The sequence below is a fragment of the Deinococcus indicus genome (assembly GCF_002198095.1).
GTDB lineage: Bacteria > Deinococcota > Deinococci > Deinococcales > Deinococcaceae > Deinococcus > Deinococcus caeni.
In genome coordinates this window covers 1-15657 of the sequence record NZ_NHMK01000035.1, presented here as the reverse complement: position 1 = coordinate 15657, position 15657 = coordinate 1, and the positions used below count along the sequence as shown (strand labels likewise).

Sequence of the window (15657 nt, the reverse complement as noted above, 5' to 3'; positions counted from 1 at the left end):
AGCGGCGTGTCTCATGAGAGCGCGTGGGTGCGGGTGTACGGCTGGCCAGGCGTGCTGGTCGGCGGCCAGGACCTGCGCTTCGCGTCCCGCAAGGGCCTGGCGCTGCTGCTGCGTCTGGCCCTGGACGGCCCGCAGCCGCGCGAGGCGCTGGCCCGGCAACTCTGGACGGACGCGCAGGACCCGCGCGGGGCGCTGCGCAACTGCCTGGCGCAGACCAACCGGGTGCTGCGCGCCGCCGGCCTGCCCGCCGTCACCGCCGACGGCGCCCTGCTGAGCTGGGCCTTCGCCGGGCTGGTGGACACGCTGGGGGAACGGGAAGGCGGCGGCGCCCCCTGGCTCGACGGTTTCGAACTGCCCGGCGCGCCGGGTTTCGCCGACTGGGCGCAGGAGCGCGGCGCGTTCCACACCGCCCGGCGCGCCGCGCACCTCAGGGCGGCCCTGCACGCCGCCCGCGCCGACAGCGACTGGCCGCAGGTCGCGGCGCACGCCGCGGCGCTGCTCGCCACGGACGACCTGCACGCCGGCGCCTTCGCGGCCCTGATCGAGGCGCACGAGCGGCGCGGCCTGAACGCGCAGGCGGCGCAGGTCCGCGCCTGGCGCGACCGGACCCTCCCGGCACCCGACCTGCCCGCCGCGACGGCAGCTCCGCTGGCGGGACGCGCGCGGGAGCAGGCGTGGCTGGCCGGGGCGCGCGGCGGCGTGTGGGTCCTGCGCGGCCCGGCCGGGTCCGGCAAGAGTGCGCTGCTGCGGACCCGGCCGGACGCGGCGCGGCTGTCGGCGCAGCCGGGCGACCCGGCCCGCCCGTACGCCACGCTGGGCCGCGCGCTGGGTCACTGGCACGCCGCCGGCGCCCTGCGGAACCTGCCGCGCTGGGCGGCCCGGCAGCTCGTGAACCTGCTGCCGGCGCTGGACGTGCCGGGCGACCCGCTGCAGAAATGGCAGCTGTTCCCGGCGCTGGACGAGGCCGCGCGGCTCGCCGGGGAGACGCTGACGCTTGACGGCGCGGACTGGCTCGATCCGGTCGCGCTGGAATGGGCGCGTCACGCCGCCGCGCGCGCCGCGGCCGGGACCGGCACCCTGATTCTCGCGGGACGGTTCGACACGCCCGACCCGGACGTGGCGGCGCTGCTCGCGGACCTGCCTGACGCGTCCGTCTGGACGCTGGGGCCGCTGGCCGCGCCGGACGCGGCGGCGCTGCTGGGCGTCTCCCCGCTGGACCCGACCCTGCCGGAAGTCCTGAGCGTGACCGGCGGCTGGCCGCTGCACCTCAGCGAACTCGCGCGGGCGCGGCACGGGGGGGACGCGCCGCGCGGCACGCTCCTGACGCTGCTGGAACGGCAGTTGCGCGCCCTGCCGCCCGACCGGCTGGCCCTGCTGCACCTGATCGAGGTCTGCGGCGCCCTGCCGCCCCTGCCCGTGTGCGCGCAGGTTCTGGGGGTGGGGGTCCTGCCGCTGGCCCGGCACTTGGAGGCGCTGCAACAGGCCCGCTGGGTGAACGAGGGGGCGTTCCGGCACGACCTGATCCGGCAGGCGGCGCGCAGCACGCTGGGCAGGGCGGTCCGCGCCGGGCTGGGCGCCGCGTGGTGGTCGGCGTTGCAGGCCCGCGCCGCGACCGGCGAACCCGTCCCGGCCGCCGAGCGGGCGCAGGCGGCCCACGCGGCCGGGGAACGGCGCGCCGCGGCGCTCGCGCAGCTCGACCTGCTCGACGAGCTGTACGCCGCCGGGTTCGTGGCGGGCGGCCTGACCCGGCTGCTCGACTTGCTCGACCAGGGCGCGCTGCCGCAGCTGGACACCGCGGCGCTCACCCGAACGCTGCGCCGCGCCGGTCAGCTGCTGCACGCCGGGCTGTTCCAGCATCCGCGCAGCGCGCAGCTCGTCGCGGCGCTCTCGCAGCTGGCGCTGACGCGCAGCGACGCGGCGCTGCGGGCCAGCGCGGACTGCCTCGTGGCGGACGAGCAGCGCCTCGCCGGGCGCGAGGACCTCGCCGCGCAGCTGCTGGACCTCGCGCGCCGCCGCGCCCGCCGGCACCCCTGGGCGCAGGGCCTGATCGCCGAGCGGCAGGCGTGGCTGGCCATGAGCGCCGGCGCCTACCCGCAGGTCGTGCGCCGCGCCCGCACCGCCCTGCGGGCCGCCGACACCTGCGGGGACGAGGACCTGGCCGCCGCCGCCCTGGAGGTGCTGTTCGTGGCGCAGCAGCAGCTGGGCCGCTGGCAGGACTGCCGGGCCACCACCGCGCAGGTGGTGCGGCGCGGCGCGGGCCGGTCCGCGCTGAAACTGCCGGTGGCGTACGCCCGCACGATGGGCGCGCTGGCCGCCACCGCGCAGGGGTACGCCCGCGCCGTGACGGACGAACTGCGCGCCCTCACGGACGAACTCGGGCACACCGAGTTCCTGAACGGCCTGGGCGTCGCGCAGCGGACCCTCAGCCTCGCGCTGCTCGACCAGGGTGACGCGCCGGGCGCCCTGGACGCCGCCCGCGCCGCCGTCCCGGTCGCGGCGCGGCTGGGCGGCCTGCACGGGTACGCCGCGCACCGCACCCTGGCCGCCGCGTGGCTGCACCTGGGCGAGCCGCGCGCCGCCCTGCGCACCCTCGACGACGCCTGGGCCGCCATTCCCGCCGACCTCGGCGGCGACGCCGGACACCTGACCCGCGCGACCGTCTGGACCCTGCGCGCCCGCGCCCGCGAGGCGCTGGGGCAGGGCGACCCGGCCGGGGGCGAGGCGCTGCGCGACGTGCTCGCGGCGCGGGACGAGCGGCTGAGGGTCACGCCGGCCCTGCGCGGCAGTGGCCTGCTGCACCACCCCCGCGACCACGAGGTCCGGATCCTGTGGCGCGCCGGACTGCCTGAGGTCGCCGCGCAGGAAGCGGCGGGCCTGAGCGGCGAGGGCAGCCCGCGCCTGCGGGTGCTGCGCGCGGGCAGTCTCGCCGCCCTCCTGGACCTGCAGGGTCAGGCGGACGCCGCCCGGCGCGAACGTCGGCGCGCCCACCGCGAGGCGCAGGCGCTGGGCCTGGACGGCCTGATCCGGCAGGCTCAGCTGGCGCCCTCCTGAACGGCGCCGGGTTGCCGCTGCGCTTCATACGGACTCCGATTGAATGGGCTGCAAAGCCCGGTGGGTCCGAGCGAAGCGACTCGTAGAGCTGCTCCGCAGAGTGGGAGAGGAGCGGGTTCCGGACGTGGAGCCGGCAGGGCGGTGAAGTTCCGGATTGTCGGCGAAACAAACGGCAGTCCGTATCAGTCCGGGGCGGGTGCCGTGGGGGGCGACTCCCGGAACATCCAGCGGGCCGCGAGGGCGGTGCTGACCGGCACGACCAGCACCATACACAGCAGGGCCAGCAGCAGGGCGGTCAGTTCGGTGAACAGGCCCTCGCCGCTCATCTGCACCCACAGCGGCGTGGTGCGGTTGGCGCGCAGCAGCAGCAGGAGCGGCAGGGCGCCGGCAGCGTACACCAGGACCAGCACGTTCACCATGCCGGAGGCGTGGTCCGCGCCGATCTGCATGCCCTGGCGGAACAGGTCGCGGCGGCTGCGGGCGTGGCCGGTGCGGGCGAGCGCCGCGACGGCCGAGGTCTGCGTGATCGCCACGTCGTTCATGGCGCCCAGCGCGGTCAGCATGACGCCCACGACGTACAGGCTGACGGCGTCCACGCCGTAGGAGGCCTGCGCGACGGTGGCGCCACGGTCGGACAGGCCGGTCAGGTGGCCGGCGCCGACCAGCAGGGTCAGCAGGCCGAATCCGGCGGCCGCGCACAGCAGCAGCGCGGCCAGCGCGGCGTGGCTCTTGCGGTTCAGGCCGTGCACGAAGTACACGCTGAGCGCCAGGACCAGCCCCAGGGACGGCAGGAGCGTCAGGGTGCCGGCGCCGCCGGTCAGGCGGGGCAGCAGCACCAGCCAGAGCGCGGCGAGACACAGGCCGCTGCCCAGCAGCGCCCGGAAGCCCTGGAGGCCCGTGACGCTCAGGGTCGCGGCGATCAGCAGGGCCAGCAGGACCAGCAGCAGCGGCCAGCGCAGCGGGCCTTCCAGGACGTGCTGGCCGCCGATCTCCTGAACCACGACCCGCTGGCCGGGGCGCGGCCGGGATTCGGCGTACGTGACGGCCGTGACCACCTGACCGTCGTCCAGCCGGATGCGGGCCTCGCCCGGCGCGGCCGCCTGCTCGTACGTGCCGGCCCCGTAGCCGCTCAGGGTGGGCGGCGCGGGCGGCAGGGGCGCGCGCAGCGTCCACAGCGCGGCCCAGGCCAGCGCGGCGCCCAGCAGGGCAGTCAACCAGGGGTGTCGGCGCAGCGCGGCAGTGAACAGAGCTTTGGACGGGGCAGGCACCGGCCCAGGGTAACAAGCCCCGGCGGGGTCACCGGCGGAGTCACCAGCAGGCTCACCGGCCCGGCGGCGCGGCGCGGGCCGGTCCCGCCGACGGGGCCGGTGCGGGCGGCGGGAGGGTGCTCAGGACGGCGGTGGTGCCCAGCACCGTCACGAGCAGCAGCGCCTCGCGCGCCAGGGCGACCCGCGCCTGCGGTGAGCGGGCCGCGAACGCCCGGCGGACCAGGATGGCCGCGCCGAGCGCCAGGGCGACCAGGGTCACCTTGACGAGCAGCGTCTGCCCGTACAGCGTGCCGGTCCACTGCGCGGGCGAGCGCAGGTGCTCGCCCGCCATGAGCAGGCCGGTGCCGGCCAGGACGGCCACGCTGCCCAGCGCGGCCGGCGTGAACCGCCGCGCCAGGGCCACCGTGAGCGGCCGGGTGGTCACGATGGCCAGCACGCCTCCGACCCACACGGACATGGCCAGCAGGTGCGCGGCGTGCAGGCCGCGCACCCAGGGGCCGTGCCCGGCGCCGTGCCCGGTGCCGGCCGCGCCCCACGCGAGCAGCAGCGCGGCCGCCAGGACCGGCCAGCGCGGGCGGCTGCCCAGTTCGGCGGCGAGCAGCAGCAGCGCGCCGATCAGGCCGCCCAGCATGGCCCGGCCGGTGGAGGTGCCGCTCAGGTAGTCGAGCAGGTCGGTGGGGGCCGTGAACCCCAGCGCGCCCAGGGTCAAGGCCGCCTGCCCGAGCCAGCCGAGCAGCAGCAGCGCCAGCCCCGCCCCCAGGAAGCGCGTGGGGGGGTGGCCCGGCGTGAGCCAGCGGCGGGCCAGCGCCCCGCCCAGCAGCAGGGCCACGCCCGCGAAGCCCAGGGCGGCCAGCGCGGCAGTCACGCGGGGCGGCCCTTCACCGGACCCGGAAGCTGCTGTGGCCCGAGACGGGGTGCCCGTCCTCGGAGAGGATCTTCCAGGCGATCACGTACGCGCCGGGTTTCAGGTCGGCGCGCAGCGGCAGGGTCACGCGGGCCGCCAGGGCGGGAAGGGTGGCGGCGCGGTTGACGAGGCGGGCGCTGCCGGGCTTCTCGGCCAGGGCCAGCGTGGCGGCGGCCTGGGCAGTCCGGCCGGTGGGGACGGCCATCACCCGGAAGGTGGAAAAGCGCGTCTCGACGGCCTCGTTGAAGGTCAGGGTCACGGAGGCCGGGGCGCTCACGGTGGCGTTCAGGGCGGGCGTGACGGACGTGACGGCGGTGTGCGCGCCGGCCAGGGACAGGCTGAGCGCCGCGAGCAGGGCAGTGAGTCGGTGCATGGGAACTCTCCTTGGGTGGTTACTTGACGGTGGTCTTGCCGGCCGGGCCCTTGGCAGGGTCCGCGTCGTCCCACGCCACGACGCTGCCGTCACTGTACGTCTGGTAGATCTTCCAGATCAGTTCGCCCGCCTGCGCAGGGTTGCGCGCCTGGAAGAAGAACCGCGCGTACTCCATGGGGGCCACGCGGCCCTTCCACACGACCTCGGTCACCAGTCCGTCGGCGTTCTTCGTGACGGTGCGGGTGAAGCCGGGCGTCACCTGGAAGCGGCTGATGGTCACGCCGGCCGGCACGACGAGGCGGATCTGCGTGGTCGTGATCTCCTTCTCGGTGGGGACGTTCAGGCGGTACGTCTCGCTGACACCCACCTTGCTCTCGGACAGGCCGCCCTCGGTACGGACGGTCGCGTGCGCCCCCGCCACGGAGATCAGGACGGCGGCGGACAGGGACAGCATGGAACGGATCAGGGTTTTCATGGGGAACTCCTCGGGTGGGGGCAGGACCTGCGGGCCGCAGCCGGCAGACAGGCACCTGCGGAACGGGGGCAGGGGGCCGGCAGTAGGGAGCCGGAAGTGCCGGGCACTCCGGGCAGGGGGGATGGGCCACGGGGGCCGCGGCGGCCGTGGCCGGGAGCGCAGCGCAACGTGTGTCGGCGCAACGTGGTCGTTGCAGCGCGGGCGGCGCTCAGCCCAGGGTGGGGGGCGCACGCGGGTCCGCGTGACGGACGGCAGAAACGGCCGGTCCGGCAGGGCGGACGGCCGCAGGGACGACCGGGGCAGGCACGGTCGGGAGGGTCGTGGCGGGCGCGGCAGCCAGCGCGAAGCCGGCCGTCAGGCAGAAGGGGCAGTGGGGACCGGCGTGCTCCGCGTGTCCGGGCGGGGCGTTCGGGGCGGCGTCGGTCCGCGCGTGGCCCGCGTGACGGTGCGGGGCGTGCCCGGCCGGTGCGTCCGCGACGGACGCCGGGCTGGCGTGCTCGTGGGGCGGGTGTCCGGCGCCGGGGTGGGCGGCGGTGTCGGCCGGGGCGGCGCGCTCACCGGCCGGAAGAACCCGGACGGACGCAGCCGGGCCGGAGGCAGCTAGGGCGGGGCGGGTCACGGCGGGAGGGGTCAGGCCCAGGCCGCCCGCGCCGGGGCTGCGGGTCAGGTGCATCAGGGACGCGACGAGCGTCAGCAGGACCAGCACGCACCGCTCCACGGCACGGACCGTGAAGGGAAGGGGGGCGCGCCGGGCGTGCATCGCGGGTCACCATAGCGCGCCGGGCGGGTGGGAATGTCCTGCCCGGCGCCCGCCCCGACCTTCGGATGCACTTCAGGTACGGGCACCGGGGCGCCGTTCCTCCGTAGACTACAGACCGGTCGGACCGTCACGGTCCGAGGACGACGCGTGGAGCCGAAGGGGGACGGTTCCGGGTGGAGACTGCCTGGCAGCGCACCTGTCGAGAGGAGGCACAGATGAACACACAACCCACCCTCCCGCCCGGAAGCGGCGCGGCGGACGTGACATGGGACTGATGACGGCGGCCGTGGCGCTGCCGTTCCTGATGGCGGCCCTGTGCGCGGCGCTCGCCGGACGCCTGGGCCGCGCGACCGGCGTGCTGGCCGCACTGGCGTTCGTGCCGGCGCTGCTGCTGGCCTCGCGCACGGGCGGCGAAACGCTGAGCGAGACGACCCGCTGGGTGCCGGACCTGGGCCTGAACCTGGTGTTCCGCGGGGACGGCTTCTCGCTGATGTTCGCGGTGCTGATCGGCGTGATCGGCACGCTGGCGAGCCTGTACTCGGTGACGTACCTGTCGGACCGCGAGCGCTTCGGGCGGTTCTACCCGTACCTGCTGGCGTTCGGCGGGTCGATGCTGGGCCTGGTCCTGAGCGACAACCTCGCGGCGCTGTTCGCGTTCTGGGAAATGACCAGCGTCACGAGTTTCCTGCTGATCGGCCTGTGGCACACCCGCAGTTCGGCGCGTGACGGGGCGGTCAAGGCCTTCCTGATCAGCGCGCTGGGCGGCGTGGCGCTGCTGGCGGCCGTGGCGATGCTGGGACTGGCCGGCGGCAGCGCGCAGCTGTCGCAGCTTGATCTGGACGCGGTGCGGGCCTCGCCGCTGTTCGTGCCGGCGCTGCTGCTGACCGTGCTGGCCGCCGCGACGAAGTCTGCGCAGCTGCCGTTCCACCTGTGGTTGCCGACCGCCATGGAAGCCCCGACGCCCGTGTCGGCGTTCCTGCACTCGGCGACGATGGTCAAGGCGGGCGTGCTGCTGGTCGCGAAGTTCGGGCTGATCTTCTCGGTCAGTCCGCTCTGGAGTGGGCTGCTGGTGCCGCTGGGACTGGCGACCATGGTGTGGGGCGCGTGGCTGGCGCTGCGGCAGAACGACCTCAAGGCACTGCTGGCGTACTCGACGGTCTCGCAGCTGGGTCTGCTGGTCAGCCTGTACGGCGTAGCGGACGCCGAGGGTCGCTTCGCGGCGACGACGCACCTGCTGAACCACGCGGCGTTCAAGGCGGCGCTGTTCTTCGTGGTGGGCATCATCGACCACGAGACCGGCACGCGGGACGTGCGGCGTCTGTCGGGTCTGCGCCGGGCGCTGCCGGTCACGTTCGTCGTGGCCGTGCTGGCGGCCCTGAGCATGGCGGGCCTGCCGCCGCTGGGCGGGTTCCTGAGCAAGGAACTGTTCTACGAGACGATGTGGCACCAGGGACCGCTGTTCCTGGCGGTGGCGGTCGCGGGAGGCGCGCTGACCTTCGCGTACAGCGCGCGGCTGCTGCGGGTGTTCACCGGCGAGCTGAGTGCCCCGAAGGTGCCGCATGAGGCCGGCGCGGGCCTGACGGTCCCGGCGGCGCTGCTGGCCGGCGCGGCCCTGCTGATGGGCCTGTGGCCGGCCCTGACCGAGACGCTGACCCGCACGGCGCAGGAGGCGCTGGCCTTCGCGTCGTACGGTGGGCACATCCGCTGGTGGCATGGCGTGACGCCCGCCCTGCTGGGCACGCTGGTCACCTGGGCGCTGGGCGCGGCGCTGGTGTGGCAGGCTCCGGCCGCGCAGCGCCTGCAGGAACGCCTGACGCCGCGCTGGAACGCCAACCTGTCGTACGTGCTGATCCTGACGCTGCTGAACACCCTGGCGAGCCGCGTGACCGCGCGCACGCAGGGGCTGGCGCTGCCGGACCAGCTGCGCCTGAGCCTGGGCGCGTCCGCCCTGATCGGCGGGTACGCCGTGTGGCAGGCGCCGCAGGTGCTGCCCCGGCTGGGGACCGTGCCCCTCGAGGCGCTGCCGGTCGCGGCGCTGCTCGTGGCGGGCGCGGTGGGCGTGGCGCTGTCCCGTAACCGCCTGACGGCGGTCGTCCTGACCGGCCTGACCGGGTTCGGGAGCGCCGTGTCGTTCCTGCTGATGCGCGCCCCGGACCTCGCACTCACGCAGCTGCTGGTCGAGACGGTCACGGTGATCCTGTTCCTGCTGGTGTTCCGGTTCCTGCCGGGCGTGCGGGACCTGCCGCGCACCCGGGGCCGCCTGGGCCTGGACCTGCTGCTCTCGGCGGCCGCGGCGGCGGGCGCCACGCTGCTGGTCATGGCCAGCCTGCGCTTCCTGGCGCCGCCGATCTCGCCGTACTACCTGCTCAACTCGTACAAGGAGGGCGGCGGGAAGAACGTCGTGAACGTCATCCTGGTGGATTTCCGCGGTTTCGACACGCTGGGTGAGATCACGGTCGTGGCGGTCGTGGCGCTCGCCGTGGGCGCGCTTGTGCGCCTGGGGCGGCCCGGACAGGCCCCGCCGGAAGTGGACGCCGAACAGCTGGCCGCGCCGGCCCCCCGGAGGAAACCGTGAGCGGGGGCCGCAAGGGACGCGCCGGGAAACGGCCCGCCGCCCGTCCTGGCCCCGCGGCCCGGCCGAACGCCCTGACCGACGTGGGCGACCCGGTCCTGCGGGTCGTGAGCCGCGCGGCGTTCGCGCTGGTGATGCTGCTCACGGCGCTGCTGCTGTGGCGCGGGCACAACGCGCCGGGCGGGGGGTTCATCGCGGGCCTCATGACCGCCTGCGCGCTGATCCTGCACCGCGTGGCGAACGGACGCTGCGCGCTGAACTTCCCGCCTTTGACCGTGGTGCCGTGGGGACTGGCGCTGTCGTTCACGACCGGACTGGTCCCGTACCTGCTGGGCCGCGCGTACCTGAAAAGCGACTACGGGTACGTCAGCACGCCCCTGACCGGCGAGTTCGAGTGGGCGACCGCGCTGCTGTTCGACGTGGGCGTGTACCTGATCGTGGCCGGCTCGGCCCTGCACATCGCCTACGAACTGATTGACGTGAACCCGCGCGAGCGGGTGGAGGACGACCGATGACCCACCTTTCCCGGACCCCGACCCGCCCGCCGGGCGCGGCGCAGGGCCGCCCGCACCACACCCCCACCCGGAGGCCGACATGGAACCGCTGTTCGCGCTGCTGATCGGCGTGCTGGTCGGCACCGGCGTGTTCCTGCTGCTGTCGCGCACGATCATCCGGGTGGTGCTGGGACTGGCGTTCATCGCGTACGGCGTGAACCTCGCCATCCTGACGGTCGCCGGACTGCGGCCGGACGCGCCGCCCCTGCTGACCCTGAAGGGCCCGTACGTGGACCCGCTGCCGCAGGCGCTGGTCCTGACCGCCATCGTGATCGGGTTCGCCACGACCGCGCTGCTGCTGACCGTCGCGCTGCGCGCCTACCAGGTCGCCGGGCACGACGACGTCGAGGCCTTCGGCGACAGTCTGGCCCGCGACCCGGACAGCCCGGACGGCCTGCACGCGGACGCCAGTCACCTCGGGCCGGACGAGCCGACCGAGGCCCCGACCTCCACCCGCCGCGCGCCCCGGAGGCCCGCGTGAGCGGCGTGACGACCTCCTGGCTGCCGCTGGCGCCCATCCTGGTGCCGCTGGGGATGGGCATCCTGATGCTGGCCCCCATGGGCCGGCGCGCCCGCGCGGGACTGGCGCTCGCGGCGGCGCTGCTGACGCTGCTGTGCTCGGCGCTGCTGCTGTCGGCCGTGTGGAACGGCGCGGTGCTGGTCAGTGAGCTGGGCGCGTGGCCCGCCCCGTTCGGGATCGTCATGACCGCCGACCGTCTAGGCGCGTTCATGAGCGTCCTGGCGTCCGTGTCGGCGCTGCTGGCGACCTGGGCGGCGCTGGTCAACCCGGACCCCGCGCGCGAACGCCACCACCTGTTCACGCTGATGGCCGTGCTGTTCGCCGGCGTGCAGATGTCGTTCCTGACGGGCGACCTGTTCAACCTGTTCGTGGCCTTCGAGGTGATGCTGGTCGCCAGTTACGCCCTGGCGGTCCTGGGCTCCACCCGCGAGCAGCTGCGCGAGGGCTTCCGGTACATCGTGATGAACCTCGCGGCGTCCGCGCTGCTGGTGCTGGCCTGCGGCCTGACGTACGGCGCGCTGGGCACACTGAACTTCGCGCACCTCGCGCAGCGCAGCGCGGAACTCGGCCCGAACGCCACGGTCAACGCCATCAGCGTGCTGCTGCTGCTGGTGTTCGCCGCCAAGGGCGCGCTGTTCCCGCTGGGCTTCTGGCTGCCCGGCACGTACCCGGCGCTGCCCGCCGCGACCGGCACGTTCTTCGCGGCGATCCTGACCAAGGTCGGCGCGTACGCCCTGATCCGGGTGTTCACGACCGTGTTCACGGAGGACCCGGCGCTGCCGCAGACGCTGCTGCTGATCCTGGGCAGCGTCACCATGCTGTACGGCGCGCTCGGGATGCTCAGCCAGCGCGAGTGGCGCTCCGTGCTGTCGTTCGCGGTGGTCAGTTCCGCCGGGTACGTCGCGTTCGGCCTGGGCCTGGGCACGCCGCTGGCGCTGCGCGCCACGCTGTCGTACCTCGCGGTCAGCGTGGCCGTCACGGCCGCGCTGTTCCTGATCGCCGCCGTGGCCGAACGGGCCGCCGGGACCCGCAACGTCCGCGCGCGCGGCTTCCTGGACGAGCGGCCCTGGCTGGCCGGGGCGTTCCTGCTGTGCGCCCTGACGACCGCCGGACTGCCCCCCACCGCCGGGTTCATCGCGAAGTTCGCGCTCGTGCAGGCCGGCGTGCAGAGCGGTACCCCGCTCGCGTGGGTGGCGGTCACCTGCGCGCTGCTGGCGAGCCTCGTGACGCTGCTGGCGCTGCTGAACGTCTGGCGCGGCTTCTTCTGGGGCGAGGCGACCGGCACCCGGCCCGCGCCCGCCCCGCGCGGCACGCGCCTGCCGGCCTACGCGGCGTCCGCGCTCGTCGCGGCGCTCGCCGTGGGCGGCGGCTCCCTGCTGTCCTTCACCGGGGCGGCCGCCAGCGACCTGCGCGGCGACGGTTACGTGCGCGGCGTGCTGGGAACAGGCCCGGTCGTCATTCCCGACGCGCCCGCCGGCGAGCAGTCGGACGCAGGGCAGTCGGACGCAGAGCAACCGGCCGGAGGGCAGCCATGAGGGGCCTGGCACTGAACCTGCTGCTGGCCGTCACCTGGGCGCTGTTCGCCGGGCAGGTCGCCGTGCGCGAACTGCTCGTCGGGTTCCTGGTGGGCTTCGGCATCCTGGCGCTGTTCCCGCGCGCCCTCGGCAGCGCCGGGTACGTGCGGCGCAGCGTCGCCACCCTGCGCTTCACGGGCTTCTTCCTGAAGGAACTGTCGCTCGCGAACGTGCAGGTGGCGCTGCTGGCCCTGCGCCCCCGCCCGCCGCTGAACCCGATGATCGTCGCGTACCCCATGCGCCTCGAGGGCGAGACGGCGCAGACGCTGCTGGCCGCCACCATCACCCTGATGCCCGGCACGGTCGCCATGGGCTTCGACGACGAGCGGCGCGTGCTGTACGCGCACGCCATCGGGCTGCCCGGCGCGGCCGAGGCGCGCGACTCCATCCGCCGGGTCGAGGACGCCCTGCTGCCGGTCCTGACCCGCCGCGCCACCCCGGAGGTCCACCCGTGATCCTGAACCTGGCCCTCGTCATCGTGACGCTCTCCACCCTGCTCGTCGCGGCGCGCGTCCTGCGCGGCCCCAGCTGGGGCGACCGCATCATGGCCTTCGATTTCCTGAGCGTGAACCTGATCGTCCTGATCGTCCTGATCGCCGTGAAGACCCGCCTGCTGGTCCTGCTGGACGCCGCGCTGGTCCTGAGCCTGCTGGGCTTCCTGACCACCGTCGCCCTGACCCGCTACCTGCTGACCGGCCGGGTGATGCGGTGAACGACTTCAGTCCGCTGCGCGACATTCCCATCCTGATCGGGTCGTTCTTCGTGCTGACGGCCGCCGTCGGCGTGCTGCGCTTCCCGGACCTGTACTCGCGGCTGCACGCCAGCAGCAAACTGGTCACGCTCGGCTCGGCCGGGATCTTCCTGGGCGCGGCGCTCGAACTGACCGAGGCGGCCGCCTTCACGCGACTGGCCGCGATCCTGCTGTTCCAGTTCCTGACCACCCCCCTGAGCGCGTACCTGATCGCGCAGGCCGCGTACCTGCGCGCCCTGCCACCCCGCCTGAGCGGCCCGGACGAATGGAACCAGCTGGGCCGCCACCCGCAGCCCGGCGACGAACCCCCCCGCGAGGACCCGGCTGACTGACCCGGACTCTGCTTGGATGGCTTGCAAGCCATTCAAGCGGAGTAACTGCTCAGCAGGGTGATTTCCCGGAGTCGATTGGGTAAGGTAGAGCGATCAGCGAGCCCCCCTGCCCAAACTGTGAACGTCTCGAGGCACGCATCCGTGAGCTCGAAGCGCAGGTTGCGGTCCTCCTGAAACGCCTTCAAGAGCTCGAAGGACGACAGGCCAAGAACAGCCACACGTCCAATCAACCACCCAGTCAGGACAAACCCTGGCAGCCCAAGAGTGAGCGCCAGAAGACCGGCCGGTCTTCTGGCGCTCAACCAGATCATCCCGGCAACACCCTCAAGATGTCAGCGCATCCCGACCACACGGTCCACCTCTCTGTCACGGGACACTGCACCTGCGGACAGGTCTGGGATGACATTCCAGTCGACACTCAGGTTACTCGACAGGTCCATGACCTCCCAGCGTGGCAGCTTCAGATCACCGAATACCGCGCCGACGTCAAAATCTGTCCTGGCTGTCATCACCGGCAACGAGCACCCTTCCCGACGCACGTCACGGGTCAGGTGCAGTACGGCCCACGGGTCCACGCCTTGACGGTGTATCTGAACGTGGCGCACTTCGTGCCCCTCGAACGCACCAGTGAGATTCTGCGTGCTCTCTGCGGGGCGCGACCCAGTGATGGCACCATCGCCCTCAACCTCAACCTCGCGGCCGATCGGCTGCAGGACTTTGAGTCGCACCTCCGAACGGCACTGACGGAGCAACCGGTGCTGCATGCAGATGAGACCGGCAGCCCAGTGAACGGAAAGCTGCAATGGATGCATGTCGTGAGCTGCGCGCAGCTCACGTTCTACGGCCAGCATGCCCGGCGTGGCCGCGCAGCCCTGGAGGACATGAAGATCCTGCCGAACTATACGGGCATCTTGGTCCACGATGCCTGGAGCTCGTACTTCAAACTTCCGGCACAGCATGCGCTGTGCGGTGCTCATCTCCTGCGGGAACTGCGGGGATTGGCCGAACACCATGGGCAGGTCTGGGCTGGAGCACTTCGGGAAGCGCTGAGGACGGTGTATCACGAGCTCAAAGCTGGGACGCTAAGCCCAGAGGCCCGCACAGCGTTTGAACGTCGATTTGATGAGCTGCTCGAGGAGGGCTTGCTGGCCAATCCGGCCGCGCCGCCCGTTCCGGGACGGCGGGGCAGGGCGAAGCAGTCACACGGGCGGAATCTGGCGTTACGGTGCCAGCAGCACCGCGCAGCGGTGCTGCTGTTCCTGCATGATCGCCGGGTGCCGTTCGACAACAATCAGGCGGAACGGGACGTGCGGTCCTGGTGCGTGAAACGCAAGGTGTCTGGGGGATTCCGGTCCGCGGAGGGCGGGCAGAATTTCGCTCGGATCAGGAGCTATATCTCCACGCTGCAGAAGCAGGGTCTCAGCGTCTGGGAGGGTCTGGTCAGCGTGTTTACTGGTGACGTGCTCATGCCCAATTTCAACCTCTGAACTGGCCCTGCTGAGCAGTTACCAAGCGGAGTCCGTATGAGGTATGAACGGAAGCTGCTTTCAGGCAGGCCTGATAAGCCCTTGCCGTTCAAGGTCAGACAGAAGTGACCGCAGATCTTCACGGGCCTGCTCCTCTTCCACCTCGAACGCCTGCACGATCACGTCCAGAAGTTCTGCTGCAGTCGCCCCAACTCCCGCCAGTACCTGCCACGCCACCCGCCCCACCGCATTGAGCGTGTACATCTTCGAAGTGCGCGGATCCAGCAGCGCCAGCTCATCATCTAGGTCCGTGACCAGCACGTCCGGGTTCACCTCGTACTTCTGATTCATCAAGCTCCTCCCATTCCTTTCAGGGCCGCAGCCCTGTCTGTGTTCCCACCCGCACGTCCGGCGTGATCATCGGCAGCAGCCCCGTCACGTCGCTCTCCAGCGGGTCCGTGCCGTCTGTGGCGTTGACCTGCACCACCTGCGCCGTGCCCAGCAGGGCCTGCGCCCGGCCCAGCAGTTGCGCGCGGCTTTCTCCCACCGCCTGCGATACGCGCACGCCATCCTCTGTGACTGCCACGAAGCTCAGGGTCATCGCGAACGGCCTCTGTTGCGTCCCGAACCGCCGCGGAAAGCGGTACGCCACGTTGATGCGCGTCACGTCACCCGGCGCCAGGGTCCGCGTGCCCGAACCTCCCACTGTGAACCCGTACTCCAGCACCGTCACGTCCGCGCCCAGTCCCGCACGCGCCTGTAACGCCTGATTTTCCGCCGCGCGGTACGCCTGGAACGACGCGCCCCCCGCGTCGATCTCCGGACTGCTGGCCCCTAGCACCGTCCGGTGCACTGGACGGAACGCCTGCGCGAACGCTGAATCGGTGATCAGCGGCCCCTGCGGCTCACTGACCGTCGGCGCGCCCCGCACCTCGACCACCGCCGTCCCGCCCAGGTTCCCCGGACGTGCGATTGCCCGCAGGGTCACGTTCGGCAGGGTCCGGCCACTCACGTTCCGCACCTCGAAGGTCCGCGTTACGTACCGCATGCCCCCGTG

Annotated in this window: 15 protein-coding genes and 1 pseudogene; 9 read left to right on the top strand and 7 right to left on the bottom strand. The window is 73.1% G+C overall.

The features are described from left to right. The first annotated feature begins 6 nt into the window (after window positions 1-6). Window positions 7-3051: a hypothetical protein gene (locus CBQ26_RS19605; protein WP_143342214.1), complete on the top strand. Its 3045-nt coding sequence runs from the start codon at window positions 7-9 to the stop codon at window positions 3049-3051. A gap of 182 nt (window positions 3052-3233) precedes the next feature. Here the strand turns inward: CBQ26_RS19605 and CBQ26_RS19600 are convergent, their stop codons facing one another. The 5 genes from CBQ26_RS19600 to CBQ26_RS19580 all read right to left on the bottom strand — a co-directional run bounded on the left by CBQ26_RS19600 (window position 3234) and on the right by CBQ26_RS19580 (window position 6777). After that, a complete protein-coding gene (locus CBQ26_RS19600; RefSeq protein ID WP_244898094.1) occupies window positions 3234-4319 on the bottom strand; it encodes a YibE/F family protein in 1086 nt (361 codons plus the stop codon). Window positions 4320-4371: 52 nt separating this feature from the next. After that, complete coding sequence (locus tag CBQ26_RS19595; protein WP_088250287.1) at window positions 4372-5184, bottom strand: CopD family protein; 813 nt, start codon at window positions 5182-5184, stop codon at window positions 4372-4374. A 13-nt stretch (window positions 5185-5197) separates the two neighbouring features. Next, a complete protein-coding gene (locus CBQ26_RS19590) occupies window positions 5198-5596 on the bottom strand; it encodes a copper resistance CopC family protein (protein WP_088250286.1) in 399 nt (132 codons plus the stop codon). Between the two features lie 19 nt (window positions 5597-5615). Continuing rightward, on the bottom strand, window positions 5616-6071 hold the full coding sequence (locus CBQ26_RS19585; protein ID WP_088250285.1) for a DUF1775 domain-containing protein: 456 nt from the start codon (window positions 6069-6071) through the stop codon (window positions 5616-5618). A 208-nt stretch (window positions 6072-6279) separates the two neighbouring features. Then, on the bottom strand, window positions 6280-6777 hold the full coding sequence (locus CBQ26_RS19580) for a hypothetical protein (RefSeq protein ID WP_244898093.1): 498 nt from the start codon (window positions 6775-6777) through the stop codon (window positions 6280-6282). A gap of 319 nt (window positions 6778-7096) precedes the next feature. On the opposite strand from CBQ26_RS19580, the gene mbhE reads away from it, so the two are divergent. From mbhE to tnpC, 8 genes are all read left to right on the top strand, one after another. Continuing rightward, window positions 7097-9406, top strand: coding sequence for a hydrogen gas-evolving membrane-bound hydrogenase subunit E (gene mbhE / locus CBQ26_RS19575; RefSeq protein ID WP_342351789.1), 2310 nt, complete (start codon window positions 7097-7099; stop codon window positions 9404-9406). Next, window positions 9403-9918 carry an MnhB domain-containing protein gene (locus tag CBQ26_RS19570; RefSeq protein WP_244898092.1) on the top strand — a complete coding sequence of 172 codons (516 nt, stop codon included), beginning with the start codon at window positions 9403-9405 and terminating at the stop codon, window positions 9916-9918. Before mbhE ends, CBQ26_RS19570 begins: the two co-directional genes overlap by 4 nt. Before the next feature lie 79 nt (window positions 9919-9997). Then, window positions 9998-10438: a Na+/H+ antiporter subunit C gene (locus CBQ26_RS19565; RefSeq protein WP_088250283.1), complete on the top strand. Its 441-nt coding sequence runs from the start codon at window positions 9998-10000 to the stop codon at window positions 10436-10438. Next, window positions 10435-12012 (top strand): complex I subunit 5 family protein, encoded by a 1578-nt coding sequence (locus tag CBQ26_RS19560; RefSeq protein ID WP_244898091.1) that lies wholly within the window; start codon window positions 10435-10437, stop codon window positions 12010-12012. Before CBQ26_RS19565 ends, CBQ26_RS19560 begins: the two co-directional genes overlap by 4 nt. After that, window positions 12009-12506 (top strand): Na+/H+ antiporter subunit E, encoded by a 498-nt coding sequence (locus CBQ26_RS19555; RefSeq protein WP_088250282.1) that lies wholly within the window; start codon window positions 12009-12011, stop codon window positions 12504-12506. Before CBQ26_RS19560 ends, CBQ26_RS19555 begins: the two co-directional genes overlap by 4 nt. Beyond that, window positions 12503-12763, top strand: a complete 261-nt coding sequence (locus tag CBQ26_RS19550; RefSeq protein ID WP_088250281.1) for a monovalent cation/H+ antiporter complex subunit F — start codon at window positions 12503-12505, stop codon at window positions 12761-12763. Before CBQ26_RS19555 ends, CBQ26_RS19550 begins: the two co-directional genes overlap by 4 nt. Further along, window positions 12760-13134, top strand: coding sequence for a monovalent cation/H(+) antiporter subunit G (gene mnhG, locus CBQ26_RS19545; protein ID WP_088250280.1), 375 nt, complete (start codon window positions 12760-12762; stop codon window positions 13132-13134). Before CBQ26_RS19550 ends, mnhG begins: the two co-directional genes overlap by 4 nt. Before the next feature lie 92 nt (window positions 13135-13226). After that, window positions 13227-14621, top strand: a complete 1395-nt coding sequence (gene tnpC, locus CBQ26_RS19535) for an IS66 family transposase (protein ID WP_425319431.1) — start codon at window positions 13227-13229, stop codon at window positions 14619-14621. Between the two features lie 60 nt (window positions 14622-14681). Here the strand turns inward: tnpC and CBQ26_RS19530 are convergent, their stop codons facing one another. Continuing rightward, window positions 14682-14951, bottom strand: coding sequence for a PqqD family protein (locus CBQ26_RS19530; RefSeq protein ID WP_088250277.1), 270 nt, complete (start codon window positions 14949-14951; stop codon window positions 14682-14684). 19 nt (window positions 14952-14970) lie between these two features. Then, window positions 14971-15657: pseudogene (locus tag CBQ26_RS19525) on the bottom strand (hypothetical protein); the annotation flags it as partial.